The organism is Duganella sp. CF517 (assembly GCF_900110275.1).
Taxonomy (GTDB): Bacteria; Pseudomonadota; Gammaproteobacteria; order Burkholderiales; family Burkholderiaceae_D; genus Rugamonas.
In genome coordinates, this window is the sequence record NZ_FODC01000006.1 from 54,229 (window position 1) to 80,220 (window position 25,992).

Consider the following 25,992-nt stretch of genomic DNA (forward strand, 5'->3'; position numbering starts at 1 on the left):
GGTTTACACGCGTGGCACGTCCTTTGCTCATAGGCCTGCATGCAGATCAAAAAAAATACCGACCAGCCGCATCCGGGCCTGCCGGCCAGCGGCGCCGCGATGGACACCGTGGTGCCGCGCCGGCGCGGGAGAGCCATCGCCATCGCGGTCGCCTCGGTGCTGGCGGCGGCCGCCGCCGGCTACGCGCTGTGGTCGTGGATGCCGCGCGGCTTGCGGATCGAGGGCGCGGACCTGCGCATCGGCCAGGCCGCGCGCGGCGTTTTCGTCGACGAAATCGTGGTGCGCGCCAACGCCGAACCGCTCAACTCCGTCATCCTCGATTCGGTGGAATCGGGCCGCGTCGAGGAGGTGCTGGCAAGCGACGGGGCGCTGGTCAAAAAAGGCCAGCTGCTGTTCCGCATCTCCAACCCGCAGCGCAACCTGGAACTGCTGGCGCGGCAATCGGAGCACGCGGTCAGCATCTTCAACCTGTCCAACCTGCGCGTGGCGCAGGAGTCCAGCGCCAGCGACCACCGGCGCCGGCTCGACGAGCTGCGATTCGAGGTGGACCAGGCGCGCAAGCAGCACCAGCGCAACGCGCGGCTGGCCGCGCAGGGCTTCATCTCGAGCGTCGCGCTGGAGGAGTCGGCCGACAAGCTCGATCAACAACAACGCCAGCTGGCCAACGAGCAGCGCGCATCGAGCACCGAGGACAAGGTGCGCAGCGCCGCCGCGCAGCAGCTCGAAAGCGCCATCGACGGCCTGAACTCGGGCCTGAAACTGGTCTCCGGCACCGTCGATGCGCTGGCCGTGCGCGCGCCGGTCGAGGGCCGGCTCACCAATTTCCGCCTGCAGGTGGGCGAATCGATCGCCACCGGCAAAAACATCGGTCGCATCGACGATCCGGTGCGCTTCAAGCTCTCGGCCAGCGTCGACGAGTACTACCTCAATCGCATGGCGGTCGGCCGCAAGGGCAGCGTCAAACAGGACGACAAAAGCTATGCCGCCGACATCAGCACCATCTACCCGCAGATCAAGGAAGGCCGCTTCACGGTCGAAATGGTGTTCAAGGACGGCCAGCCGCCGGTGCTCAACCCCGGCCAGAGCCTGGACGCGCGCATCACGCTGGGCGAGCCGGCGCCGGCGCTGCTGCTGCCCAACGGCGCCTTCATCAACGACAGCGGCGGCGCCTGGGTGTACGTGGTCGACGCGGGCGGCCGTGGCGCGCAGCGCCGCGCGGTGCGCATCGGCCGCCGCAACAACAGCCAGATCGAGGTGCTCGAAGGCCTGGCGGCCGGCGACAAGGTGATCCTGTCCAGCTACGCCGCCTACGGAAATTCACCCAGGTTGCAGATTACGCAGTAAATTCACATCCACACCACCAAAAGGCTAACCCACATGCTCAAACTCGTCGGCATCAGCAAAATCCACCAGGCAGGCGAAATCCAGACCACGGCCCTGGACCGCATCGACCTGGAGATCGAGGCGGGCGAATATGTCGCCATCACCGGACCGTCCGGCTGCGGCAAATCGACCATGCTGGGCATCCTGGGACTGCTCGACACGCCCAACCACGGCGAATACTGGTTCGAAGGCCGCAACGTCGCCGGCTGGAGCGAATCGAAACTGAACCAGCTGCGGCGCGGCCGCATCGGCTTCATTTTCCAGAGTTTCAACCTGATCGAGGAGCTGACCGTGTTCGAAAACGTCGAACTGGCGCTCGAATACAACGGCACGCCGGCGCGCGAGCGGCGCCAACGCGTCACCGCGATGCTCGACAAGCTCGGTGTGGGCCACCGTGCAGCGCACCGTCCGTCGCAGCTGTCGGGCGGCCAGCAACAGCGGGTGGCGATCGCGCGCGCGCTGGTGGCCGGTCCCGCCGTGCTGCTGGCCGATGAACCGACCGGTAATCTGGATACCGCGCACGGCGACGAGGTCATGCGACTACTGCGCGAGATCAACGCCGAGGGCACGACCGTGGTGATGGTGACGCACTCGCCGGACCACGCCGCGCAAGCCTCGCGCACCATCAACCTGCTGGACGGCCGCATCATGGTCGACGCCCTGCAAGCCGCTTAAGCGTCAGGATCGCCCGCATGAACCTGCGCGATTTTCGCATCGGCTGGCGCCTTCTGCTGCAACAGCCGGCCTACTCCATCGTCGTCACCGGCGGGCTGGCGATCGGCTTCGCCGCCTGCTTCCTGCTGTTCGGCTTTGTCGCCTTCTGCCTGAACTACGACAGCAATGTGCCCGACAACGGGCGGCTGGTCACGGTCAAGCAGCGCATCAATGTTTTCCCCCGGCCGGAGTGGCAGACCATCGGCTACCTGCCGCTGCGCGATATCGCCCTGGCCAGCGGCCTGGTCGAGCAGGCCACCATCGTCCGGGGAATCGACAAGCCGCTGCGCGCGGACGGCCGGCTGCACGCGATGGACTTGAGCGTGGTCGATCCGGCCTTTGGCCCGCTGTTCGGCATTTCCGCGTCCGAGGGCGATCTGCACGCGGCGCTGACGCAGCCGGACGGCCTGGCGCTGACGCGCAAGGCCGCCCGCAAATTGTTCGGCGAGGCGCCGGCGCTGGGGCGCAGCGTCAACGTCGGCGACAACGTACTGCAGGTGCGCGCGCTGCTGCCCGACCCGCCGGCCAACTCCAGCCAGCTTTACGAGGCGTTGATCGGCAGCACCAGCAGCGCATGGTCTGAACGCGCGACCGCATTTTCTAATTGGGCGCGCGGCACCGTCTACATGAAGCTCAAACCCGGCGCCTCGATGGAGGCGCTGGCCGCGCTGCTGCAGGACGCCACCGAGAAGTCGCCGATGAACCAGCGCGTCAAGGCCGGCCCGATGGGCGCCGCGCTCAATGGCCGCAACGTCTCGGACATCCGCCTGCTGCCGCTGCGCGACGCCTACTTCGACGAAGACCTGCGCAACAGCCGCGCTACACAACGGCATGGCAAGAAAAGCACCGTGTTCGGCATGGCCGCCGGCGGCTTGCTGATCCTGCTGCTGGCGGCGATCAACTACGTCAACCTGGCCACCGTGCGCACCTCGCGCCGCCAGCGCGAGATCGGCCTGCGCAAACTGCTCGGCGCCAGCGCCGGACGGCTGGTGCGCCAGTTCCTCAGCGAAGCGGTACTGACCGCGTCGATCGCGACCATCGTGGGACTGATGCTGGCGTGGCTGCTGCTGCCGATTTTCTCGGACATGGTGAACCGCCAACTGGACGGCATGTTCACACCGCTGCGCTGCGCGATCGCGCTGGCGTTCGGGGTTGTCATCGGCGTTTGCGCCGGCGCCTATCCGGCCTGGATCGCCCTGCGTTCGCTGCCCGGGGCGTCGCTGGCGGGACGCGGCAACAGCGAGACGGTGGCCGGCCTGTGGGTGCGCCGCGTGCTCACCGTGCTGCAATTCGCCAGCGCGATGACGCTCGGCGCGACGGCGCTGGCGGTAGGCTGGCAGACCTGGTTTGCCAGCCACGCCTCGCCCGGTTTCGACTCCGCCAATCTGCTCACCGTGCCGCTGCCCGACGGCGCCGAGGGCAAGCCGGCCGCCACCGCCTTCATCGAACAGCTGCGGCGCGTGCAGGGAGTCGAGGCCGTGGCCGCGATTTCGGAGGCGGTGGGACGCGACGGCCTGAAACTGGTCAGCATCGTCGTCGCCAGGGACGGCAGGGAGATCCCGATGGAGGCCAAGTACGTCTCGCCCAACTGGTTCGAGGTGCACCGGATACGCGCGCTGCATGGGCAGCTGTTCAACCCCGCGCACGATCCCAACGACACCAAGAACCTGGGCGGCGTGGTGCTGAACCAGGCCGGCGCGCTGGCGCTCGGATATGCCTCGCCACAAGATGCGGTGGGCCAGGCGACAGCGAGCGGGCTGCGGATCAATGGCATCGCGCCGGACATCCGCTTCCAGGGATTGCGCCAGCCGGCCAAGGCGATCATCTATGGCATCCGGCCGGCCGGCGTGCTGTCGGTCCGCACCGACGGCCGCGTGGCCGACGCCTACGACGCGATCGAGCCGGTATGGCGCCGCCACTTCCCGGACGACATCCTGGAGATCGCGACGCAAGAGGCGGTGCTGGCCGAACCTTATACCGACGATGCGCGCCTGGTGCGCATCCTGGCCACCACCAGCGTGGTGGCGATCGCGCTGGCGGCCTTCGGCATCTACGTGCTGTCGGCCTACAGCGTTCAGCGCAGCCGGCGCGAAATCGTCATGCGCAAGCTGCATGGCGCGCGGCGGCGCGATATCGCAATGATGATGGGCCGCGAGTTCCTGTCGCTGATCGGCGCCGGCGCGTTGATCGGGTTGCCGCTGGCGGCGCTGGCGATCGAACGCTATCTCGCCGGCTATACCGAGCGCGCGCCGATCGGCATGTGGACGCTGGCGGCGGCGCTGGCGATGGCGGCGCTGGTCGCCCTGCTGGCCACCACGCGACACACATTGACGGCACTGCGCATGTCGCCGGCGATGGCGCTGCGCGACTAGAAAGGGGATGAAGATGAGACTACGGGACTTTCGCATCGGCTGGCGCCTGCTGATCCGCCAACCATTCCAATCGGCGGTCGAGTTGCTGGGATTGGCCACCGGCTTCGCGGTCTGTTTTCTGCTGCTCGGATTTATGGCTTACTCGTTCAGCTACGACCGCGACGTGCCGCAGCGCGAGCGCGTCTACGTGATCAAGCACCGGCTCAACTTCATCCCCCAGCCGCAATGGATGGAATACACGCCGTTCGCGCTGCGCGAGGTGGCGCTGGGCAGCGGCCTGCCGCTGGAGGCCAGCGTGTGGTGGCCGCACAAGACCACAGTGTCGCTGCAGGGGCGCGAGCGCGAGCTGGAGGTGATGGCGGTCGATCCGGCCTTCGAGCGCATCGCCGGCCTGCGGGCGCGGGAAGGCAGCCTGCAACAGGCGCTGACCTTGCCGGACGGCCTGGCGGTGACGCGGCGAACCGCGCTGGCGTTGTTCGGCGCCGCCGAAGCGCTGGGCAAGACCGTCGACATCGGCGGTCAAACCTTGCAGGTGCGCGCGGTGCTGGACGATCGGCCGGGCAACAGCACCCTGCAATTCGGCGCGATGGTCGGCATCGGCAGCGCGCTGTGGCCGGACGCCGAGCGCCAGCGGGCGCTGTCCAACTGGATGGGGATCGAAGGCCGCATCTACGTCAAGACCGGCGCCGGCGTCAGCGCGACGACGCTGCAAAAGGTCCTGCAGGATGTCGTCGACCGGGCCCCGTGGCAGAGCATGGCCACGCCGGAGATGGCCACCATGCTGAACGGCCGCAAGATGGTCGATATCGGCCTCGGACCGCTGGCGGACGCCTATTTCGACCGCAGCGTCGCCAACACCCTGGGCTCGGGCCCGCGCGGCGACATGCGCCTGGTGCTGGCCATGGGCGCGGCCGGCCTGCTGATCCTGGCCCTGGCGGTGGTCAATTACGTCAACCTGGCGACGGTGCGCACCCTGCGCCGCCAGCGCGAGATCGCCGTGCGGCGCGTGCTCGGCGCCACCACGCGCCGGCTGCTGGCGCAGTTCATGGCCGAATCGGTGCTGCTGTCGCTGGCCGCCGCCGCGCTGGGCATGCTGATGGCGTGGCTGCTGCTGCCGTTGTGCGGCGAATTGCTGGACCGCCGGCTCGATGGCGTTTTCACGCCGCTGTCGCTGGCGGGCGGCCTGCTGTCCGGCGTTTTGGTGGGCGCGCTGGCGGGCTTGTACCCGGGCTGGCTGGCGCGCGGCGTCGACATGGGCGCCGCGCTGGCCCACCGCAGCGGCGAAACGGCCGGCGGCGCGTGGCTGCGGCGCGTGCTGACGGCATTGCAGTTCGCCACGGCGATGGCGACCGGCAGCTTGGCGCTGGCGATCCTGTGGCAGACCCAGTTCGCCGGCCGGGCGCCGCCAGGCTTCGATCCGGCGCCGTTGCTGGTCGTGGAAATGAGCAAAGGGCTGGACGATGCGCGGGCGCTGGCGTTCCGCGACGCCGTCGCGCGCCTGCCGGAAGTCGCCGGCGTGGCGGACAGCTTCAATGTGCCCGGGCGCGACGACCACACCGGCACACGCGGCAGCGTATCGCTGCGGCGTACGGACGGCAGCACCGCCGGGATCACGGCGCAATTCGTCAGTCCCGAGTTCTTCGATGTCTACGGCCTGTCCGCCATCGCCGGGCGGCTGTTCGACCCGCGCATCGACAAATCCGACGGCGCCGCCAAGGACGGGGAGCGCAATATCGTCATCAACCGGGCGGCGGTGACGGCGCTGGGCTGGAGTTCGATGCAACAGGCGCTGGGCCAGCGGCTGCCCGACTCCAACTGGCGCATCGTCGGCGTGGCGCCGGACATCCGCTGGTACACCCTGCGCGAACCGGTGGTTCCGATGTTGTACCTGCCGGCCGAGCGCAGCCGCCTGCTGACGGTGCGGATGCGCGCCGCGCCGTCGGCAAGCGGCGCGGCCGGGGCGCTGGAGCGGGCGATCGCGGCGACGGCGCTGCGCTACTTCCCGACATCCCCGCCGGTCATACGGCGCGCCGGCGCCTACCACGCCGAGGCCTACGCGGACGACCTGCGCGTGGCGAGGATGCTGGCCTGCGCCACCGCCGTGGTGTTTGCGCTGGCGGCGTTCGGCATCTACGTGCTGGCGGCGAACAGCGTGCAGCGGCGCGCGCGCGAGATCGTGCTGCGCAAGCTGCACGGCGCCGGCCGCGCGGCCATCGGCGCGCTGGTGGGACGGGAATTCGTGCTGCTGACGGGCGTCGCGGCGCTGGTCGGGCTGCCGCCGGCCATGCTGGCGATCCAGCACTACATGGCGCCCTTCGTCGAGCGCACGCCGCTGGGCGCCTGGGCGCCGGCGGCGGCATTGGCCGCGGCGCTGATGATCGTGGCGCTGGCCACTGCGCGCCACACGCTGGCGGCAATGCGCATCGCCCCGGCGCGGGCGCTGCGCGACTAAGCCGTACGGACAAAAAAAATGGCAGCCGTTCGATCGGCTGCCATTTTCAGTTCGTCCCGTCGGCGATCAGTTGACCGAAATGAGCTCGATGTCGAAGATCAAGTTCGAGTTTGCCGGGATGGTGGTGGACGGCGATGCGGAGCCGTAAGCGAGCGTCGCGGGAATGTAAACAGTGCGTTTGCCACCAACCTTCATGTCCTTCACACCCAGGTTAAAGCCGGGGATGACTTTCAATGGCGAGGAATCGATCACGATCGACAAGGCGTCCACCGCGGGCGTACGGATGTTGGTGTCAAACTGTTTGCCCTTGCCGTCAACGGCGGTGCGGTCATACAACCAGCCCGTGTAACGAACCACGGCTGTCTTACCGGCCGTCGCGGCGGCGCCCGTACCCGCCTGAAGTTCCGTAATGACGAGCGTGGTCCCACCCGGCTGATTGGGCAGCTGGTTAGGCTTGACGACGCTGACCAGTCGCAGTTCATAGACCAGCGGCGAGTTGGCCGGTATCGCGGCGTACGCGACGCCCAACACGGTTTGCGCCTTGCGTTCGGCGGCGCCGTAGGCCAGGTTGTCCGGCAAGGTGGCCAGACGCACGCCACCGACGCGCATGCCGACGACGGCCAGGTCCCAGCCGTTCGGCACGATGCCGCCCACGCCTAGCGTGAACGGCGGCGCCGTCGTGCCGCTGTCGATCGAGCTTTCCACCTTGGCGCCGATGCCGTCTGGCTTGGTGGAGTCGTACAGGTAGCCGGTGTAGGCAACGGCGACCAGATCGCCTTTTTCCGCCAGCGTGGCGCTGCCGGTGCCGCCACCGACCGTGACATCCTTGATCGCGTACGCCGGCTGCGGCACGACGACCGGATCGGATTTCTTCGAACCGCCACCGCAGGCCGTCAGGATCGCCAGGCAGGCAACAGCAACAATAATGTGAAACTTCGATTTCATGATGACCTTTGATGAACAGTTCATATTCGTGCAAGCTTTTAGGAGCAGAAGTTTAGCAGACGCCGGCACCTCCGCCCCAAGCACTACATTCGGTTACATTTTTTAGCGCCGATTGTGTGCTTATATTTCCACTTGGGTGCCAAGTTCGATCACGCGGTTCGGTGGAATCTGGTAGTAGTCGGCCGCGCCGCGGGCGTTGCGCGACATCGTCACGAACAAATGTTCGCGCCATGGCGCCATGCCGTGGCCGGGGGTCGAGATGACCGTCTGGCGCGCGATGAAGAACGACGTTTCCATCATCTCGAACGGCAGGCCAAGACACTCGCACTGCGCCAGCACCTTCGGAATATCCGGTTCATCCTTGAAACCGTAGAACACATTGACCTGGTAGCACTGGTGTCCGAGGTCGATCACCTTGACCTGCTCGTCCTCCGGCACCCACGGTTCCTCGACGATGTGCACGGTGAAGAACACCACGCGCTCGTGCAGCACCTTGTTGTGCGACAGGTTGTGCAGCAGCGCGTGCGGCACGCCGTCGCTTTCGCCGCGCAGGAAAATGGCGGTGCCGTAGACGCGCGCGGGCGGCGCCACGAACAGCGACGACAGGAACTCCTCGAGCGGAATGGCGTGCTTTTGCAGATTCTTGAACACCAGCTCGCGCCCGCGCTTCCAGGTCATCATAATGGTGAACAGGATGATCGCCAGCAGCAGCGGGAACCAGCCGCCGTGGAACAGCTTGAGCGTGCTGGCCGAGAACAGCAGGATGTCGATGATGATGAAGAAACCGGTGGCGCTAAAGCACAGCCACAGCGGCAGGTGCCAGCGGTAGCGGATCACGAAGAAGGTCAACACGGTGGTGCACAGCATGGTGGCCGTGACCGCGATGCCGTAGGCGCCGGCCAGTTTGTCCGACGAGCCGAAGCCGATCACCGCCATCAGCACCACCACCAGCTGCAGCCAGTTGACCGCCGGGATGTAGACCTGGCCGATCTCGGTGGCCGAGGTGTGCAGGATGCGCATGCGCGGCAGCAGGCCCAGGGCGATGGCCTGCTTGGTCATCGAGAAGGTGCCGGAAATGGTCGCCTGCGAGGCGATCACCGCCGCCATCGTCGACAGCACCACCAGCGGGTAGACGCTCCATGAGCCCAACTGGTTGAAGAACGGATTGGACACCGCCTCCGGGTGCGTCAGCAGCAGCGCGCCCTGGCCCAGGTAGTTCAGCGCCAGCGCCGGGAACACGATCAGGAACCAGGCGGCGCGGATCGGCTTTTTGCCGAAGTGGCCCATGTCGGCGTACAGCGCCTCGGCGCCGGTGAAGGCCAGCACCACCGCGCCGAGCGCGACGAAGGCGATCATGCGGTTCTCCAGCATGAAGTAGAAGGCGTTCATCGGATTGAGCGCGTACAGGATCTGCGGCGCGGCGACGATGTTGATCACGCCCATGGCGGCCAGCGCCGCGAACCAGACCACCATGATCGGCCCGAACCAGCGGCCGATGCCGGCCGTGCCCTGGCTTTGCAGCGCGTACAGCGACACCAGCACGATGATCGACAGCGGCACGATGTACTGCTCCAGGCCCGGCGCGGCCACTTCCAGGCCCTCGATCGCGCCCAGCACCGAGATCGCCGGCGTGATGACGCTGTCGCCGTAGAACATGGTGGCGCCGAACACGCCCACCAGCATCAGCGGAAAGTGCCAGCGCGGCGCCGCCTTGGTGACGGAGTTCAGCGCCAGCGCCATCAGCGCCATGATGCCGCCCTCGCCGCGGTTGTCCGCGCGCAGCACCAAGGTGACGTATTTGAGCGAGACAATCATCGTCAGGCCCCAGAAAATCAGCGAGATGATGCCTTGCAGGTTGAATTCGTTGAGCACCAGCCCGTGGTCGGGGTCGAAGATGGTTTTGAGGGTGTAGAGCGGACTGGTACCGATGTCGCCGTATACGATGCCGACCGCCGCCAAGGTGAGGGCGGCGACGCTGCTTTTCTTGTGTTGCTCGGTCAAGATTGCACCTGTTGTTGTTTTGGTGCGTTGCACAATAGGATAACTATTTGCAAAAGGCAAGGAGATTTTGGCATACGCGGGCGTTCCAATTAGTCAATACCGCCAGTGTACGCTGCTGTGGCCGCGAGCGCGAGTTTGGCGCGCTGCGGGAACGCCGTTGTTGCCCTGCGGCCAGCAAGTCCGACTTAATTGGGCGATAATGTCGGCCCGTCCCCTTTACGCCGCTGCGCACCATGAATCCAGGTATTATTTACGCCGCCTTCGCGTTCTTCTGCTGGGGACTGTTCCCGCTGTATTTCCACGCGCTGGCCGAGGTGCCGGCGCTGGAAATGCTCGCGCACCGCATGCTGTGGTCGCTGCTGTTCCTGGCCATCGTGCTGACCGCGCGGCGCCAGTGGAAGTGGCTGCCGCAAACGCTGGGCCGGCCGCGCGTGCTGGCCAGCTTCGTCGCGAGCGCCGTGTTGCTCTCCGCAAATTGGTTCGTCTATATCTGGTCGGTCAACAACGGCCACGTCATCGATGCCAGCCTCGGCTACTTCATTAATCCGCTGGTCAACGTGCTGCTGGGCATGGTGGTGCTGAAGGAAAAACTGCGGCGCGCGCAATGGATCGCGATCGGCCTGGCGGCCTGCGGCGTGCTGTGGCTGACGTGGTCCGCCGGCCAGGTGCCGTGGATTGCCTTGATTTTAGGCATCACCTTCGGTTCCTATGGTTTGTTGCGCAAGACGGCGGCGCTGGCCGCGCTCGAGGGCCTGTCGCTGGAAACGATGATCCTGTTCCCGCTGGCGCTGGTCTATGTGGTGTGGCTGACGCTGCACGGCCAGAACACCTTCGTCAACAGCGAATTCGACAGCACCCGCTGGCTGCTGGCGGCGGCCGGACCGATCACCGCCATTCCGCTGCTGCTGTTCGCCGCCGGCGCGCGCAAGATCCCGATGGCCGCGCTGGGCTTGCTGCAATACCTGTCGCCGACCATGCAGGCACTGCTGGGCGTGTGGGTGTTCCACGAAGCGTTCCCGCCGGCCCGCCTGATCGGCTTTGTCATCATCTGGGCGGCGCTGGTGTTGTACGTGGCCGAGGGCCTGTGGGCCGGCCGGCGCCGGCCGCCTGCGGCTACCTAACGGCGGCCAGCGTCCGGATGATCGTCGCCTGGAATTTTTCCGGTTCATCCTGATGGATTTGATGCCCGGATTTTTCAAAGAGGTAGAGTTCCTTCCGGGGCGCCTGTAACGCCTCGGCATAGCGGACGGTGATGCTTGCCGACGTCTGGATATCGTTTTTGCCGACCAGGAAGTAGACCGGGCACTCGACTTTCTTCAACGACGCGTTCAGATCGATGGCCATCACTTCGTTCCAGACGGGCGACCAGGCTTTCGACCATTGCAGAAAACCACTCTTGAAGTCGGCGCTTGCCGCGAACGCCTTGCCGTCCTTGATGAAAAGCCATTTTCTCAGGTGAAAGAGGTCGTCGTCCGTTTTAAACGGCAGCTTGACCGCGGCCAGTTCATCGCTGGCGGCGGCGTTGTCCTTGAAGTGAAGCTTTAAGGTTTCAAGCAATTCCTTCTCGCTTGCCAACTGGCTGACCACCGGATTGACGGCGAAGTAAGCGCTTAATAATTCCGGATGGGTTTTGACGATATGGAAACCCAGCACGTTCCCCCACGAGCTACCCAGCAAATAAATCTTTTGCTGTTTCAGCTTGGTCCGGACGAATTGGATGACCTCGAACGTGTCGCTATCCATTTGCGCGAGCGAAGGCCTGGTGGGAGAGGGATTCAATTTGAGCGTCTTGCCGGCGTCACGCTGGTCCCATTGAACAATCGTGAAGTGCTCTTTCAATTGGTCGGTGAAAGCGCCCGCGTTATTGATCATCGAACTGCCCGGCCCGCCCGATAAAAAGAGCAGCGCCGGCTTGCCGGCGTCGTCGGTCTTGATCTCGACAACCTGCTTTATGCCGCCGATATCGGGTGTAAAGGATTGATCGATGCTCACCGGGCCGGCGCTGGACGGCAGCGGCATCAGCGTCGCAATACAAAGCAAAAGTATGGTTTTTATCATGGGCTCAGGTTTTTTATAAGGCGGGAGGACTCGGGGCCAGCAGGCGTTCGAGCCGGTCCGGTTTGCCGGGGAGGCGTTCGAGGCGGGGATAACGCAGCGAGTCGTAGTATGGTATCAGCACCGTTTGCGACCGGCCGTCGGCATCGAAGCCGAGCGAAATCGGCTGTTTCGTCGTTGCCGCCGACTTGATCGCCTGCTTGAGGGCCTCGTCGGTGTAGGGCTGTTCGCCGACCGTGGTCAGCCTGGCGCCGATGCCGACGCCGGCGCGGAAGGCCGGCCCTTCCCACGCCACCGTTTTCACCACGCCTTTCTTGCCGATCGTCACGCCCAGCGACGTGCTCAAGTCCATGCCGCCGACGTTGAAATCCTCGTTTTGCACGAAATATCCGGTCGCCTCGTCGGTGTAGACCAGGCGGTAGCCGGCGCGCGCCAGGCCGTCCAGCAAGTGGCCGTCGTCGTGGGCGCGCAGGCGCGTGTCGAAGTAGCCGGCCCAGTCGTACGGCGCGATGGCGTTGAGCGTTTTACAGACGTCGGCGAAGGTGTAGGTGCTGGTCGCCAGCGCGTTGCGGCCGCTCGCCCCCGCGCCGAAGAAGGCGCCGGCGAAATCGGCCAGGCTTTTGTTACCGCCGGTGCGCTCCCTTAACAGCATGTCGACGTCCAGCCACAGCAGCACGCCCTCGCCGTAGTAATCCTCTCGCCGCTGCCAGTCGCGCCATTGCATCCGGCGGCCCGGCATGTACAGCGGGTCGTTGGTGGTGTCGGCCAGCGACTTCCACTGGCGCCCGGTGCGGGCCACGGCGTTGGCGGCATCGACGGCCAGCGCGTCCAGCGTTTGCTGGCGGCTGCGCAAGCCCAGCTGCGCGGCCAGCATCCGGCCCCAGAATTCTGTTTGCCCCTCGTACACCCACAACAGGCTGCCGCGCACCGGCTGGTTCATCGTCGGCGACCACAGGTCGGCCGGCTGGCGGAAGCGGCCGTTCCACGAGTGCGCGTATTCGTGGACGATCAGGTCGGCCATCGGCAGGTGGGCGTCGGGCCGGGTGAAGAAATCCAGCGCGAAGTTGTTTTCGCTCGATTCCTGGTGCTCGCGTCCGCCGCCCGAAGGCAGGATGTCGGACACGGTCAGCAGGAAGTCGTAATGGCGGTAGTGCTCCGAGCGGAACAAGCGCGGCAGCGCGACGGCCATGGCGCGGTATTTGTCCAGCATGGCCGGCGGGATGGCCAGCGCCGCCTCGTTGTCGCCGATCATGTTCAGGCGGACCGGGCGCGCTGCGCCGGGCGCCAGGTCGAACCGTTTGACATAGCGGCCAGCGTGCACGGGCGCGTCGACCAGGTCGTCGAAGGTGGTGGGCTTGAACGACACCAGCTGGTCCTGGACGGCGGCCGTCTCCAGCGACGTGGCGTACTGGAAGCCTGCCGGCAATTTCAACTCCGCGCGCACGGCGATGTTGCGGATGAACCAGCCGGCCGGATACAGCGCGACCTTTTGCCACGGCAAGGTCAGCATGTCGCGGCTCATCAGCACGTTGCCGGCGGTCGGCGACAGGAACTGGAATTCCAGCTCAAGTTCGCGCGCGCCTTGCGGCACGTCGATGTGGAAGGCGTACGGATCGCCGCCGTCGCGCAGCCATTCGACGCGGCGGCCGCCGGCCTTGACGATCAGGCCGGCCAGGCCGGTCAGCTCCTGGGTGGCGGAGTGGCTGTCGGTTTCCCATTGCGGATACATCAGCACCATCTTGCCTGCGCGCTGGACGGGAATGGTTTGGCGCACGCGCAGGATTTTATGGACCTGGTCGGTGGCGTCGACGCTGAGCCTGATCTCGCCCTTGAACGGGATGTCGCGCGGCGCCGGCAGGGCTGCCGACGCCGCGGCCGACACGATGGCAAACAGGACTGCGCAAATCGTATTTTTCATGGATGTTGAGAGAAATAAAGAACAGCCGTGATGAGCACGATCCGTGCCATCGCTAAGTCCTTGAATTTGCTGAAACGCAGTGTCCGGATGCGCGCGCGATGTGTCCGGCGCTGTCCGCTGCGCCTATAATGCTGGATACGGATTATCCCTTACTCTCTTGAAAGCTCCCCCCTGAATGGCAAATTACGTCTATACCATGAACCGCGTGGGCAAAATCGTCCCGCCCAAGCGCCAGATTCTGAAAGATATTTCGCTGTCCTTCTTCCCAGGCGCAAAAATCGGCGTGCTGGGTCTGAACGGATCGGGTAAGTCGACCTTGCTGAAAATTATGGCAGGCATCGACACCGACATCCAGGGCGAAGCCGTGCCGATGCCGGGCCTGAACATCGGCTACCTGCCGCAGGAACCGCAGCTCGATCCCGAAAAAACCGTGCGCCAGGAAGTCGAATCGGGCCTGGGCGAAGTGTTCGAGGCGCAAGCCAAGCTGGAGGCCGTGTACGCCGCCTATGCCGACGAGGACGCCGACTTCGACGCGCTGGCCACCGAGCAAGCCCGTCTGGAAGCGATCATCTCGACCTCCGACGGCGGCAACCTGAATTTGCAACTGGAAATGGCCGCCGACGCGCTGCGCCTGCCGCCATGGGACGCCAAGATCGGCGTGCTGTCGGGCGGCGAGAAGCGCCGCGTGGCGCTGTGCAAGTTGCTGTTGTCCAAGCCGGACATGCTGCTGCTCGACGAGCCGACCAACCACCTGGACGCCGAGTCGGTCGAATGGCTGGAGCAGTTCCTGTTGCGCTTCCCGGGCACCGTGGTCGGCATCACCCACGATCGCTACTTCCTCGACAACGCCGCCGAATGGATCCTGGAACTGGACCGCGGCCACGGCATCCCATGGAAGGGCAACTATTCGTCGTGGCTGGACCAGAAGGCCAACCGCCTGAAGCAGGAAGAATCGACCGAATCGGCGCGTCAAAAAGCGCTGGCCAAGGAATTGGAATGGTCGCGCCAGAATCCGAAGGCGCGCCAGGCCAAGTCGAAGGCCCGCCTGGCCCGCTTCAACGAGCTGAGCGAGTACGAATACCAGAAGCGCAACGAGACCCAGGAGATCTTCATCCCGGTGGCCGAGCGTCTGGGTAACGAAGTGATCGAGTTCAAGAACGTCTCGAAAGCGTTCGGCGACCGCCTGCTGATGGACAACATCTCGTTCACGATCCCGCCCGGCGCCATCGTCGGCATCATCGGCCCGAACGGCGCCGGTAAGTCGACCTTGTTCAAAATGGTGGCCGGCCTGGACCAGCCCGACAGCGGCGAAGTGGTGATCGGCCAGACCGCCCGCGTCTCGCTGGTCGACCAGAACCGCGACACCTTGAGCGACAGCAAGAGCGTGTTCGAGGACGTCTCCGGCGGCGCCGACATGCTGACCGTCGGCCGCTTCGACATGCCGTCGCGCGCCTACCTGGGCCGCTTCAACTTCAAGGGTTCGGACCAGCAAAAGATCGTCGGCAACCTGTCCGGCGGCGAGCGCGGCCGTCTGCACCTGGCCAAGACGCTGCTCAAGGGCGGCAACGTGTTGCTGCTCGATGAACCGTCGAACGATCTGGACATCGAAACCCTGCGCGCGCTGGAAGACGCGTTGCTCGAGTTCGCCGGCTCCGTGCTGGTGATCTCCCACGATCGCTGGTTCCTGGACCGTATCGCCACGCACATCCTGGCGTTCGAGGGCAACTCGCAGGTCACCTTCTTCGACGGCAACTATCAGGAATACGAAGCCGACAAGAAGAAACGCCTCGGCGAGGAAGGCGCCAAGCCGAAGCGTATCCGTTACAAGCCGCTCACCGTGTAACCGAGCCGGTAACAACGCAAAAAAGCCACCTCGCGGTGGCTTTTTTGTTTGCGATTACTTAGACCGTTAGAACGCGTAACGCACGCCTGCCGTCACAGCACCGCTCTTGCGGCCGGTATCGATGTCGTTCTTGCCGTAGTTTTCATATTCCAGCGAGACTTTGACATTTTTGTTGACGGCGTATTCAGCACCGACCGACGCGTACAGCGCGGTCTTGTCCTTGTCGCCGCTCACCGACGAGAAACCGCTGGTGGTCACTTCGTTGGTGTTGCGTGCCACGCCCAGCTTGCCGAACAGCGCGATCTGCTGGTTCACAGGCCACGTGCCCTTGCCGGCCAGGTAGTAGGAATGCGCATCGGTGCGCACGCCGCCAGGCAAGCCGTTGGACGTGTAGTTATACGACTTTTTACCGAAGTCGGTGTAGCCCGCTTCCACAGCCCAGGTCGGATCGATGTTGTAACCACCGTAGACCTTGCCGCCGGCCTTGTAGCCGCTGTGGTTGTCGCCGCTCAGCGCGTTCGGCGCGTTGAACTCGTAACGGCTGCCCACCACGCCGGCGCCGATGTAACCGGTGCCCGCGTCATCGGCGAAGGCGGAATTGGCGCTCAGGGCGGCAGCGGAAGCGACTAATGCGAACAGAATTTTTTTCATGATATCGATCTTTCAGCAAAATGATTGAAGTGGGACTTGCTTGGGATCGCAGTTCTTTGAATTGCGATGTGTTCAAGATAGCACTCCGACCATCATCCGTCACGACCGAATTAGTAATAAGTGTGACCAAGTGTAAGCCATATGTTTCATGGTATAATCGCTGCTTCGCCAAACTTAAGCGAGGCTTAAGAGCATTTCCCAGGCCTTGAATTACAGCTCAGGAAATCAGGCGGAAAGTCAGGTTGATGCGCGGACCGCGCGGCGTGCGCTCCTTGTTGATGCCGTGCAGCCAGTGTTGCTGCAAGGTGCCCGCCATCAGTAGCAAACAACCGTCGCCCAGCGCCAGCTTGACCGTCTTCGGCAAGCGCCGGTGCTTGAGGATGAAGGTGCGCTGCGCGCCGAAGCTGACCGAGGCGACGGCCGGGTCCGGCCCCAGTTCGCGCTCGTCGTCGGCGTGGAAGCCCATGCTGTCGCGCTCGTCCCGATAGTAATTCAGCAGCACGCTGTTGAAACGCCGGCCGGTGGCGCGCTCGACCGCCTCCTTGATGTGCAGTTGCAGCGGCGTGAACGGCAACGGGTGGAAGGTCTTGCCGGAATAACGGTAGTTCGCCTCGCCATGCCAGGCCGTCAGGCGCGGCTGCATGTGCAGCTTGCCCCAGACCTGCACTTGTTCATGGCGCCAGTCGGTCTCCTCGAGCAGGCGCCGCATGACCTCGGCCGGCGGCCAGTCCAGCGCCAGCCGTTGCTGAAACCACAGTTCGCCATCCTCGATCGGGATCGGTGTCAGGGCGGCGTCGTCGGCGAATAAGTCCATGCGCGGTATGATACCGGCACTACGCGATCGAGGAGAATACCGCATGAAAAAACGCCAGTTCATGAGCAACGTCGTGGGCGCCGCCGTCGCCGGCGGCCTGGCCGCCGCCCTGCCCGCTGGCGCCGCCGGCGCGGCCGCCGCCAACGGCCCCGCCTTATTGACCGTCACCGGCGCCATCGGCAAACCCAACCGGGACAAGTTCGACCCGGTGCGCGACCAGATGATGTTCAAGCAAAAGCTAAGTTTCGAAAAGGCGCACGCGTTCACGTTCGCGGCGCTGGCCGCGCTGCCCGCCGTCACCATCAAGCCGACCCTGGAATACGACGCCAAGGCACACACGCTGAGCGGCCCGCTGCTGCTGGACGTGGTCAAGGCGGCCGGCGGCGCGCTCGCCGACAACGTCAAGCTGGTGCTGCGGGCGGTTGATGGCTATGCCGCCTCGGTCACGGTGGCGCAGGCGCGCGCGCAGCGCTACATCGTCGCCACCCATCTGGACGGGGCGGCGATGGCGCTGGGCGGACTCGGTCCGCTATGGGCGGTCTATGATGCCGATAAAGTGCCCGACATGGCAGGCAAACCGCTGCCGGAGCGGTTCGGTTCCTGCCCGTGGGCCTTGTATCACATCGAAGTCGCGGCGTGAGGCCGCGCGGACGGGTTTAAGCGTAGGCTTCGGCCAGCGTCATCACGCGCGGCGCGATGGTGATGCCGATACCGCTGAACAGCGCGGTGATGGCGGCCATGTTGGCTTCCATTTCCTCGGCCTTCCAACCCTGGAACAGGTCGGTGCCGTCCTTCTGGAAGTGCAGGTCGAGCACCTTGCCGCGGTCCTTGTGGGTGTAGCCGCCGCTGTAGGTGTTCTTGAAACCCATCGCGGCCAGCGCTGCCAGCACTTCGGTTGGCGGATTGTCCGGATCGGTGGCCATGAAGACGCCGAAGGTTTTGCCTGGCGGCTTGGCGGCGATGTCGACGTCGTAAATGCCTGGCGCCTTCGTGACGGTCGTACTTTTCAAAAATAACATGTTCTTACCCCTATCCAATTGGCGCCGGCTGCAGTCTTGCTGACGTGTTGTATTGTGTACTTCTTGATTCTCAAAGAAAACATTCTGAAGAACAAGCTTATTGCGAATCGCCGCGTTTGTCGACAAATCCCGGCACTTATTTGTGAATTCGTACCAATAAAACTGCAACGCCTGATCCGGGCGGCGCCGGACCGCAGGCAATCCTGTCTAAAATATAGTTGTTATGTAGTAATTTGCAAGGAGATAAGTGCCGTAGCGTGCGGCGCGGCACGCTTCACGGCGTTCTTTGATGTTTTCTGCGCGCGAGCTCGGTGGTCGGCGCGACCAGGGCCCGGTACAGCTCGCCGGTGGCGGCGTCCCAGCCGGCCACGGCGCGCTGCTGGCGCCCGACGGTCGCCATGTCGCCGCGCGCGATCGGCCCGCTCAACGCGGCGGCAGCGCCCAGCCGGAACACATTGGCCATCGATTCGGATGCCAGCGGCTGCGCCATTTGGCGCGCCACCGGCTCAGGGATGCCGGCGGCCTGGTAGGCGCGCAGCGCGGCGTCCAGCACCGTGACCAGGTAGTTGCTAGCGAAGACGGCGGCCGCGTGGTACACGGTTTTGGCATCGGCGTCGATCGGCACCGGCTGCGCGCCGATCGCCGTCAAGGCCGGCGTCAGCACGGCCAGCGCGCCGGCGTCGCCTTCGATGCCGCAAAACGTGCCAGCGAATTGCGCCGCCACCGCCGACGGATCTGCGAAGCTGCGGATCGGGTGCACGCTGGCCACCAGCGCGCCGGCGTCCCGCGCCGGCTGCAACTGGTCTGAAGCGAGTGCGCCGCTGCAGTGGAACACCACGCCGCCGGCCAGCGGCACGGCGCGGGCCAGCGCGGCGCAGGCGTCGGCGATCTGGTCGTCGCCGACGGCCAGCACGTGCACCGCCGCCGGTTGCAACTGGTCGTAGCGCTCGACCGCCTGGCCGGCGCCGATGAAGGCCACGCCGTCGCGGGCGGACGCCGCGGAACGCGTGAGCACCTGCTGGATGTTGAAGCAGCCTTGCAGCGCGAACAAACGTCCCAGCACGCGGCCCACATGGCCGGCGCCGATCAGGTTCAAACCCGGCGTCATCAGAATCCCGATCCCGGCTGCTGGAGATAGGCCTGCTCTTCAGCGGTCGAGGGCCGGTTCAGGATCGCGTTCCGGTGCGGGAAACGGCCGAAGCGGCGGATCACCTCGCGGTGGCGCTGCGCGTAATCGAGCGAGCCGGCGATGCCTTTGAGGGTGGCTTCCGACGCCACATCGCGTTCCTCGTTTTCCATGCCGGTGTACAGCGCCACGGCCAGCTCCTGCATCGCCATGTCCTCGGCGTGCTCGAACGGCATATACACAAAGCCGCGCTGCAGCGGCGGCAGCGCCTCGTCGTGCCCGGCGTCGACCATCGCCCGCGCCGCTTGCAGCGCCAGCGCGTCGCCGGCGAAGGCCCGCGGCGTGCCGCGATGGACGTTGCGGGTGAACTGGTCGAGCACCACGATGCGCGCCAGTTGCGATCGCGGTCCCTCCGCGTCCCATTCCAGCAGGCCGCCGGCCAGCGCCTGATCGATCAAGGCGCCGAAACGGTCGCCGATTTCGCGGTCGAAGGCGTCGTCCTTCTGGAACCACTCGCGGCGCGGGGCGTCGGCCGGCTGGCCGGGACCGGGCCGGAACCAGAAATCGAATACGGCTTGGGCTTGTTCGTTCATCGTCTTAATTCCTTGCGTGCGACAGTTGGAAGCTGTGGATGCCGTCGAATGCGGCCAGTTCGGCCGACAGCACCGACATCGGCGCGCCACTGCGCTTGCTCAATGCGATGGCGACGAAGCGCCACTCCTGCTGGCCGCCGTCGCTGCCGATCATCAGCGAGCCGCCGGCGATCTCGTAGCCGCGCTGCAGCGCCATGGCCCGCAGCGCCGGCTCCTGCGGCATGTAGCCGGCCTTGAAGCGCATCGTGATCGCGATCGCGTGCCGCGACGGCAGCCACGCCTCCACGCGGGTCAGGAACACCATCGATCCCGCGCACAATATCGCCAGGCCGATCGCACCCAGATAGAAGCCCACGCCCACCATGACGCCGATCACCGACGAGGCCCAGATCGATGCGGCCGTGGTCAGGCCGCTGATGTTGAAGCCCTCGCGCATGATCACGCCGGCGCCGAGGAAGCCGATACCGGTGACGATGCCCTGTACGATGCGGGTCGGGTCGGAATTGATCAGGTACTGCGACACGTGGCCGCCGAACCAGTGCCCGGGATAGCCGCCGATGACGGTGAGCGCGGCCGACGCCATGCACACCAGCCCATAGGTGCGCATGCCAGCCGCGCGGCCATGGTACGAGCGCTCGTAGCCGACCATCAGCCCCAGTGCCAGCGCACCCAGTAGATTCAACAGGATCACGGCGTTGGTCGCCAGTTCGGCGTGCGACCAGTAGGCACTCAGGAAATCGATGGCGGGCATGTCGAGCCTTTATTCTTTGGGTGCTTTTTTGACAAGCTGCTTTTCGAACGCCACATCGAGCTTGCTGACGCGCCGTGGCGGGCCGGGCGAGATGCCGTTGACGAAGGCGACGAAGTCGTCGAGCTCCTGCGGCGCGCACAGCGGCGGCTGGCCGGGGCCCTCGGTCAGGAAGAAGTGGCCGCTGGCGGTGCGCGACATCGAATACTTGGCGTTGCCGCTGCGGACCTTGAGGCGGTCGACGGCCGACGTGGCCCGGGTTGCGCGGCCGCTCATAGCGCCACCGTGCGGTTTTCCAGCCAGGCCAGCGCGTCGCCGGACAGCAGCGGCAGCAAACGGCTGCGCACCGTGGCGTGGTAGTCGTTGAGCCAGCGCTTTTCGTCGTCGCGCAGCAGCGACGGCTCGATGCAGCGGGTGTCGATCGGGCACAGGGTCAGCGTTTCGAACTGCAGGAAGTCGCCGAACTCGGTCTGGCCGGCCGGTTTGTTGAGCACCAGGTTTTCAATCCGGATGCCCCATTTGCCCGGGCGGTAAAGGCCCGGTTCTATCGATGTGATCATGCCTGGTTCCATAGCGGTGTGCGGCTCCGGCATCGCCGATTGCGAGATCGACTGCGGGCCTTCGTGCACGTTGAGAAAATAGCCGACGCCATGGCCGGTGCCGTGGCCGAAATCGAGCCCTTCGGCCCATAGCGGCGCGCGGGCGATGGCGTCGAGCATCGGGGATTTGGTCCCGCGCGGGAAGCGCGCGGACGACAGCGCGATGACGCCCTTGAGCACCAATGTGAAGTCGCGTTTATGTTCGGCTGTGATGGCGCCGACGGCCACCACGCGCGTGATGTCGGTGGTGCCGCCCAAATACTGGCCGCCGGAGTCGATCAGCAGCAGGCCGTCGCCTTCGATCACGGCGTGGTGCGCCTCGCTGGCGCGGTAGTGCATGATTGCGCCGTTGGCGCGGAAGCCGGCGATGGTGGCGAAACTCGGACTGATAAAGCCCGGCCGGCGCGCGCGCGCCGCCGTGATGTGGCGGTCGATCGCCAGTTCGGTCAGCGGTGCGCGCTGCGGATCGGCCAGCGTCTGCTCCAGCCAGGTGAAGAACTCGCACAGCGCGGCGCCGTCCTGCTCCATCGTCGCGCGGATGTGGCTTGCATCCTGCTCGCTCTTCTGCGATTTGGCGAAGGTGGTGGCGTTGACCGCCTCGATCACGCGCACTTGCGCCGGCACGCACTGGCGGGTGCCGAAGGTGACACGGCGCGGGTCCATCAACAAGGCGGCGTCGTGCGGCAAATCGGCCAGCGCGCCGGCGATGGCGCCATAGGGTGCCATATAAATATCCTGCTCCGCCAACCGCTTAATCAATTCGGGGGCGATTTTGCCGTCGGCGACGAACAGGGTCGCGCGGGTCGGCGTGATCAGCGCGTGCGCCAGGAACACCGGATTGAAATTGACGTCGGCGCCGCGCAGGTTGAACAGGTAGGCGATATCGTCCAGGGTCGAGATCAGGTGCCGATCGGCGCCCAGCCGCTGCATCGCGTCGCGCAACTCCGCCAGTTTGGCGCCGCGGGTTTTCGACGCGTACGGCGGCAGGTGTTCGTAGACCGGCGCGGCCGGCAGGTCGGGACGATCGGGCCAAATCTCGGCGAGCGGATCGAGGTCGGTGCGCAGGGTGACGCCGTTGGCTTCCAGCGCTTGGCGCAGCAGGCGCGCGATCGCCAGGCCCAGTACCGCACCGTCGACGGCCAGGGTTTGGCCGGCTTGCAGGTTGGCGGCCAGCCAGTCAACGTACTGCACGCTGGCGCCGGAGGTGAGCTTCATCAGCTGGATCGACGTGCCGGCCAATTCTTGCTCGGCCTGGGTCCAGTAGCGGGCGTCGGTCCAGACGCCGGCAAAATCGGCGGTGATGATGAAGGTGCCGACGGAGCCGGTGAAACCGGACAGCCATTCGCGGCCCTTCCAGCGGGCCGGCAGGTATTCGGACAGGTGCGGATCGGCTGAAGGCACCATCATCGCGTCGATCCGGCGCTGGCGCATCGCGGCGCGCAACAGCGCCAGGCGCTCGGTGACGTGGGTGTTCTGTGAAGTATCCATGGGTAGCTTGAATCCGGTGCGCCGCCACTGCGGCATAGCTTGTCGCTATGATACCGCGAATACCGCCATCGCCCGGCGCGGCTGGTGGTCGCCGTTCACCTCGGCGTGCGCAGGCAGCCGGCAATTAGTGCCGCCGTCGAAGAACTCTTGGAGCAGAGCTTTAATTCGACCTTCCTTCGACAAATCAGAAAAAGCCTCGGCATGTGAATTGGCCACAGGATGCGCGAGTTGTTCGATATCGACTGGTCCCCGATATAAGCGTAGCTGGAAGCAAAAATAAGGCGGGCGGCACACTATTCCGGTATCGATATTCTGGTGAATAACATGACACCGATGCGCTCAACGATTTCTTTCGCCTCGGACGAGGGTTGGCAACGCATGTTTCAAGTAAATGGAAAGCGGCCATCATCAGGTTATCTCTATTTCCAGCGAAGACGGCATTTGCATGCTACTCGTGCCAAGTATTGGCGCGTATCCGCCAAATTCCGGCACGAGGTCTCATACTTCGTAGCGCCGCAGGCCTTCCAGATCGAGTATGCGAATGCCGCCGTAGTCGACGCGCAGCAAGCCTTGCTTCTCCAGCAAATGTAAAGCCTGATGCGCGCGCTGGCGTGACGCGCCGGAAAGCAGGCCCAACTCTTCCTGCGATATTTGAATCAGTTTTTCCAGGCCGGGATAAAGGTGGGAATTAAACATCGACGCCAGGCAGCGGGCCACCCGCGTATCGGGATTTAGCAGGCGGTCGTTTTCCACCATTCCGATAAACTGCCCTAGACGTTCGTTCAATTGCATTAGCAGGAATCGCGTAAAAGGCAAACTGGAATCCAACAGCCACATAAACGTCGCGGCCGGCATGCGCGCGATGCGGGCATCGCGCAACGCCATCGCATCGTATTTAAGAATCTCGTTCTTTAATATGGAACCTTCGCCAAACCAGCCGCCGGCCGGCACGCCGGTAAAAGTCACGCTTTTACCGGAACGCGAAAAATTATTCATCTTGACCATGCCGTCGATAATACCGAGCCAATTCTCGACCATATCTCCCTTGCGGCAAACATAACCTCCCTTGGGCACGAAGGTTTCAAATGTATCGGCCTCGACGCGCGCCATTTGTTCCGGCGTCAGGCTTTGCGCCCAGATTGCGGACCGCAAAGCTTCCTTCAGGGAGATCGGATGTTGGTCAGGCATTATTGCGTCGCACCATAGAAAAGTCGGTCAATTGTCATCGAAACGACAACGCAGGTCTTTGTGTCAGGCTAATATCATCACACAAGAAGCTGTACACAAGTACAAGAAAAGCAACCGGAGACACTGGTGCAAAACAATCAAGAGACTTTTCCTCGCCGTCTGCTCGCGCACGGCCAGGTCAGACCAGGCAAACCCGCGTTCCGCGAAAAACACCTGGGGATCTGGCAAAGCTGGAACTGGGCGCAGGTGAACGACGAAGTGCGCGCCTTGGCCTGCGGGCTGGCGGCGCTGGGCTTCGAGCGCGGCATGAACCTGGCCATCATCGGCGACAACCGCCCGCGCCTGTATTGGGCGATGCTGGCCGCGCAGTGCCTCGGTGGCGTGCCGGTGCCGCTGTACCAGGACGCTCCCGCCGCCGACATGGCCTACGTGCTGGAAAACGCCGAGATCCACTACGCCATCGTCGAAGACCAGGAACAGGTCGACAAGTTGATGGAACTGCAAACGTTGTACCCGCACATCCGCCACATCGCCTACGACGACGAACGCGGCATGCGCCACTACCGCCAACCAGGTTTGCTGTCCTTCGCCCGCCTGCAGGAGCTGGGGCGCGACTGGGACAAAGCCCATCCCGGCATGTTCGACGCCGCCGTCGATGCCGGCCAGGGCGGCGACAACGCCATCATCCTCTACACCTCCGGCACCACCGGCAAGCCGAAAGGCGTGTGCCAGACCCACGCCGCGCTGATCGCGGCCGGCACCGGCGGCGTCGGTTTCGAGCACCTCACCGACGCGGAAGACATCCTGTCCTACCTGCCGATGGCGTGGGTGGGCGATTGCCTGTTCTCGTTCGCCCAGGCGATGACGGCCGGTTTCACCGTCAACTGCCCCGAATCCGGGGACACCGTCATGACCGACATGCGCGAAATCGGTCCCACTTATTACTTCGCCCCGCCGCGCGTGTTCGAGAACATGCTCACTACCGTGATGATACGGATGGAGGACGCCGGCGCCATCAAACGCGCCATGTTCCATTACTTCATGGCGGTGGCGCGCCGCAGCGGCGCGGCGATTTTGGACGGCAAAGCGGTGCCGCTGGCCGACCGCCTGTCTTATGCGCTGGGCCGGGTGCTGGTCTACGGACCGCTGAAAAACGTGCTCGGATTGTCGCGTGTGAGGGTCGCCTACACCGCCGGCGCCGCGATAGGACCCGATCTGTTCCGCTTCTATCGCTCCATCGGCGTCAATCTAAAGCAGTTTTACGGCTCGACCGAAACCTGCGCCTATATTTGCCTGCAACCGGACGGCCAGATCAAATTCGACAGCGTCGGCCTGCCGGCGCCCGGCGTGGAGGTCAAACTGGCCGACAACGGCGAGGTGCTGGTGAAATCGCCAACACTGATGGATTGCTATTACAAGCGTCCCGACGCCACCCGCGAGGCGATTGACGCGCAGGGCTACTTCCACACCGGCGACGCCGGTTTGTTCGATCCCGAAGGCCATCTGAAAATCATCGACCGCGCGGCGGACGTCGGCCGGATGCGCGGCGGCGCCATCTTCGCGCCGAACTACATCGAGAACAAACTCAAGTTCTTCCCGTTCATCAAAGAGGCGGTGGCGTTCGGACATGAGCGCGACGAAGTCTGCGCCTTCATCAATATCGACATCGAGGCCGTCGGCAACTGGGCCGAACGGCGCGGCATCGCCTATTCCGGCTACACGGACCTGGCGGCGCATCCGCAAGTCTATGGCCTGGTCCGCGACTGCATCGAGCAGGTCAACGCCGACCTGGCCGCCGAGCCGATGATGGGCGACACGCAAATCCACCGCTATCTGGTGCTGCACAAGGAGCTCGATCCCGACGACGACGAATTGACGCGCACCCGCAAGGTGCGGCGCAAATTCATCGCCGAGAAGTACGCGGTGCTGATCGATGCCCTCTACGGCGGTAAGCCGTCGCAATACATCGAGACGCAGGTGAAGTTCGAGGATGGCCGAACGGGCCTGGTGGCGGCGGATCTGAAGATAGAGCGCTGCAAGACCTTCCCCGCGGTCCAAGCAGCGGCATGACGGAGAGCGCGAC

The 25,992-nt window shown here is 64.7% G+C and carries 21 protein-coding genes; 8 read left to right on the plus strand and 13 right to left on the minus strand.

Annotation, left to right across the window (positions count from 1 at the left end):
- The first annotated feature begins 39 nt into the window (after positions 1-39).
- Genes BMX85_RS22370 through BMX85_RS22385 form a run of 4 tightly spaced genes read left to right on the plus strand, consistent with a single transcriptional unit; the run spans position 40 to position 6,921 of the window.
- A complete protein-coding gene (locus BMX85_RS22370) occupies positions 40-1,344 on the plus strand; it encodes an efflux RND transporter periplasmic adaptor subunit (RefSeq protein ID WP_229210628.1) in 1,305 nt (434 codons plus the stop codon).
- 33 nt (positions 1,345-1,377) lie between these two features.
- Positions 1,378-2,058: an ABC transporter ATP-binding protein gene (locus BMX85_RS22375; protein WP_090324016.1), complete on the plus strand. Its 681-nt coding sequence runs from the start codon at positions 1,378-1,380 to the stop codon at positions 2,056-2,058.
- A 17-nt stretch (positions 2,059-2,075) separates the two neighbouring features.
- Positions 2,076-4,469, plus strand: coding sequence for an FtsX-like permease family protein (locus BMX85_RS22380; protein ID WP_090324019.1), 2,394 nt, complete (start codon positions 2,076-2,078; stop codon positions 4,467-4,469).
- 13 nt (positions 4,470-4,482) lie between these two features.
- Positions 4,483-6,921: an ABC transporter permease gene (locus tag BMX85_RS22385; RefSeq protein WP_090324705.1), complete on the plus strand. Its 2,439-nt coding sequence runs from the start codon at positions 4,483-4,485 to the stop codon at positions 6,919-6,921.
- 66 nt (positions 6,922-6,987) lie between these two features.
- Here the strand turns inward: BMX85_RS22385 and BMX85_RS22390 are convergent, their stop codons facing one another.
- A complete protein-coding gene (locus tag BMX85_RS22390; protein WP_090324021.1) occupies positions 6,988-7,866 on the minus strand; it encodes an FKBP-type peptidyl-prolyl cis-trans isomerase in 879 nt (292 codons plus the stop codon).
- Between the two features lie 120 nt (positions 7,867-7,986).
- Complete coding sequence (locus BMX85_RS22395; protein WP_090324023.1) at positions 7,987-9,867, minus strand: potassium transporter Kup; 1,881 nt, start codon at positions 9,865-9,867, stop codon at positions 7,987-7,989.
- A 233-nt stretch (positions 9,868-10,100) separates the two neighbouring features.
- Between BMX85_RS22395 and rarD the strand changes: the two genes are divergently transcribed.
- Positions 10,101-10,988 (plus strand): EamA family transporter RarD, encoded by an 888-nt coding sequence (rarD, locus tag BMX85_RS22400; protein WP_090324025.1) that lies wholly within the window; start codon positions 10,101-10,103, stop codon positions 10,986-10,988.
- Here the strand turns inward: rarD and BMX85_RS22405 are convergent.
- Together BMX85_RS22405 and BMX85_RS22410 are read right to left on the minus strand one after the other, a co-directional pair.
- Entirely contained in the window at positions 10,981-11,925 is a 945-nt protein-coding gene (locus BMX85_RS22405) for an alpha/beta fold hydrolase (RefSeq protein WP_229210629.1), read from the minus strand. The genes rarD and BMX85_RS22405 overlap by 8 nt on opposite strands.
- Positions 11,926-11,938: 13 nt before the next feature.
- Complete coding sequence (locus tag BMX85_RS22410) at positions 11,939-13,840, minus strand: M61 family metallopeptidase (protein WP_090324030.1); 1,902 nt, start codon at positions 13,838-13,840, stop codon at positions 11,939-11,941.
- 175 nt (positions 13,841-14,015) lie between these two features.
- On the opposite strand from BMX85_RS22410, the gene ettA reads away from it, so the two are divergent.
- Positions 14,016-15,683: an energy-dependent translational throttle protein EttA gene (ettA, locus tag BMX85_RS22415; RefSeq protein WP_090324034.1), complete on the plus strand. Its 1,668-nt coding sequence runs from the start codon at positions 14,016-14,018 to the stop codon at positions 15,681-15,683.
- Between the two features lie 66 nt (positions 15,684-15,749).
- On the opposite strand, the gene BMX85_RS22420 is transcribed toward ettA, so the two are convergent.
- Both BMX85_RS22420 and BMX85_RS22425 read right to left on the minus strand, forming a co-directional pair.
- Complete coding sequence (locus BMX85_RS22420; RefSeq protein WP_090324036.1) at positions 15,750-16,334, minus strand: outer membrane beta-barrel protein; 585 nt, start codon at positions 16,332-16,334, stop codon at positions 15,750-15,752.
- Positions 16,335-16,551: 217 nt separating this feature from the next.
- A complete protein-coding gene (locus BMX85_RS22425; protein ID WP_090324038.1) occupies positions 16,552-17,148 on the minus strand; it encodes an alpha-ketoglutarate-dependent dioxygenase AlkB family protein in 597 nt (198 codons plus the stop codon).
- Positions 17,149-17,191: 43 nt separating this feature from the next.
- Here BMX85_RS22425 and BMX85_RS22430 point away from each other — a divergent pair, with 43 nt between their 5' ends.
- Complete coding sequence (locus BMX85_RS22430) at positions 17,192-17,788, plus strand: molybdopterin-dependent oxidoreductase (RefSeq protein ID WP_090324040.1); 597 nt, start codon at positions 17,192-17,194, stop codon at positions 17,786-17,788.
- 16 nt (positions 17,789-17,804) lie between these two features.
- Here the strand turns inward: BMX85_RS22430 and BMX85_RS22435 are convergent, their stop codons facing one another.
- The 7 genes from BMX85_RS22435 to BMX85_RS22465 all read right to left on the minus strand — a co-directional run bounded on the left by BMX85_RS22435 (position 17,805) and on the right by BMX85_RS22465 (position 23,909).
- Positions 17,805-18,167 carry a hypothetical protein gene (locus BMX85_RS22435; protein ID WP_090324042.1) on the minus strand — a complete coding sequence of 121 codons (363 nt, stop codon included), beginning with the start codon at positions 18,165-18,167 and terminating at the stop codon, positions 17,805-17,807.
- A 274-nt stretch (positions 18,168-18,441) separates the two neighbouring features.
- Entirely contained in the window at positions 18,442-19,275 is an 834-nt protein-coding gene (locus tag BMX85_RS22440) for a Rossmann-like and DUF2520 domain-containing protein (protein ID WP_090324045.1), read from the minus strand.
- The gene (locus BMX85_RS22445) at positions 19,275-19,886 is read right to left on the minus strand and encodes a DUF924 family protein (protein WP_090324047.1); all 612 of its coding nucleotides are present in this window, start codon (positions 19,884-19,886) and stop codon (positions 19,275-19,277) included. The genes BMX85_RS22440 and BMX85_RS22445 overlap by 1 nt, the downstream gene beginning before the upstream one ends.
- Before the next feature lie 4 nt (positions 19,887-19,890).
- Positions 19,891-20,637 carry an MgtC/SapB family protein gene (locus BMX85_RS22450; RefSeq protein ID WP_090324049.1) on the minus strand — a complete coding sequence of 249 codons (747 nt, stop codon included), beginning with the start codon at positions 20,635-20,637 and terminating at the stop codon, positions 19,891-19,893.
- Between the two features lie 9 nt (positions 20,638-20,646).
- The gene (locus tag BMX85_RS22455) at positions 20,647-20,910 is read right to left on the minus strand and encodes a hypothetical protein (RefSeq protein WP_090324052.1); all 264 of its coding nucleotides are present in this window, start codon (positions 20,908-20,910) and stop codon (positions 20,647-20,649) included.
- Positions 20,907-22,721, minus strand: a complete 1,815-nt coding sequence (locus BMX85_RS22460; protein WP_090324708.1) for an aminopeptidase P family protein — start codon at positions 22,719-22,721, stop codon at positions 20,907-20,909. Before BMX85_RS22460 ends, BMX85_RS22455 begins: the two co-directional genes overlap by 4 nt.
- A gap of 498 nt (positions 22,722-23,219) precedes the next feature.
- The gene (locus BMX85_RS22465) at positions 23,220-23,909 is read right to left on the minus strand and encodes a Crp/Fnr family transcriptional regulator (RefSeq protein WP_090324055.1); all 690 of its coding nucleotides are present in this window, start codon (positions 23,907-23,909) and stop codon (positions 23,220-23,222) included.
- Positions 23,910-24,032: 123 nt separating this feature from the next.
- Between BMX85_RS22465 and BMX85_RS22470 the strand changes: the two genes are divergently transcribed.
- On the plus strand, positions 24,033-25,979 hold the full coding sequence (locus tag BMX85_RS22470) for an AMP-binding protein (RefSeq protein ID WP_218147402.1): 1,947 nt from the start codon (positions 24,033-24,035) through the stop codon (positions 25,977-25,979).
- Positions 25,980-25,992: the final 13 nt, after the last annotated feature.

Coding starts and splice junctions, on each gene's coding strand:
- ettA (WP_090324034.1), top strand. CDS start 14,016: ATGGCAAATTACGTCTATACCATGAACCGCGTGGGCAAAATCGTCCCG.
- BMX85_RS22440 (WP_090324045.1), bottom strand. CDS start 19,275: ATGACGCCGGGTTTGAACCTGATCGGCGCCGGCCATGTGGGCCGCGTG.
- BMX85_RS22405 (WP_229210629.1), bottom strand. CDS start 11,925: ATGATAAAAACCATACTTTTGCTTTGTATTGCGACGCTGATGCCGCTG.
- rarD (WP_090324025.1), top strand. CDS start 10,101: ATGAATCCAGGTATTATTTACGCCGCCTTCGCGTTCTTCTGCTGGGGA.
- BMX85_RS22410 (WP_090324030.1), bottom strand. CDS start 13,840: ATGAAAAATACGATTTGCGCAGTCCTGTTTGCCATCGTGTCGGCCGCG.
- BMX85_RS22390 (WP_090324021.1), bottom strand. CDS start 7,866: ATGAAATCGAAGTTTCACATTATTGTTGCTGTTGCCTGCCTGGCGATC.
- BMX85_RS22435 (WP_090324042.1), bottom strand. CDS start 18,167: ATGTTATTTTTGAAAAGTACGACCGTCACGAAGGCGCCAGGCATTTAC.
- BMX85_RS22420 (WP_090324036.1), bottom strand. CDS start 16,334: ATGAAAAAAATTCTGTTCGCATTAGTCGCTTCCGCTGCCGCCCTGAGC.
- BMX85_RS22380 (WP_090324019.1), top strand. CDS start 2,076: ATGAACCTGCGCGATTTTCGCATCGGCTGGCGCCTTCTGCTGCAACAG.
- BMX85_RS22445 (WP_090324047.1), bottom strand. CDS start 19,886: ATGAACGAACAAGCCCAAGCCGTATTCGATTTCTGGTTCCGGCCCGGT.
- BMX85_RS22385 (WP_090324705.1), top strand. CDS start 4,483: ATGAGACTACGGGACTTTCGCATCGGCTGGCGCCTGCTGATCCGCCAA.
- BMX85_RS22460 (WP_090324708.1), bottom strand. CDS start 22,721: ATGGATACTTCACAGAACACCCACGTCACCGAGCGCCTGGCGCTGTTG.
- BMX85_RS22455 (WP_090324052.1), bottom strand. CDS start 20,910: ATGAGCGGCCGCGCAACCCGGGCCACGTCGGCCGTCGACCGCCTCAAG.
- BMX85_RS22375 (WP_090324016.1), top strand. CDS start 1,378: ATGCTCAAACTCGTCGGCATCAGCAAAATCCACCAGGCAGGCGAAATC.
- BMX85_RS22465 (WP_090324055.1), bottom strand. CDS start 23,909: ATGCCTGACCAACATCCGATCTCCCTGAAGGAAGCTTTGCGGTCCGCA.
- BMX85_RS22450 (WP_090324049.1), bottom strand. CDS start 20,637: ATGCCCGCCATCGATTTCCTGAGTGCCTACTGGTCGCACGCCGAACTG.
- BMX85_RS22370 (WP_229210628.1), top strand. CDS start 40: ATGCAGATCAAAAAAAATACCGACCAGCCGCATCCGGGCCTGCCGGCC.
- BMX85_RS22425 (WP_090324038.1), bottom strand. CDS start 17,148: ATGGACTTATTCGCCGACGACGCCGCCCTGACACCGATCCCGATCGAG.
- BMX85_RS22430 (WP_090324040.1), top strand. CDS start 17,192: ATGAAAAAACGCCAGTTCATGAGCAACGTCGTGGGCGCCGCCGTCGCC.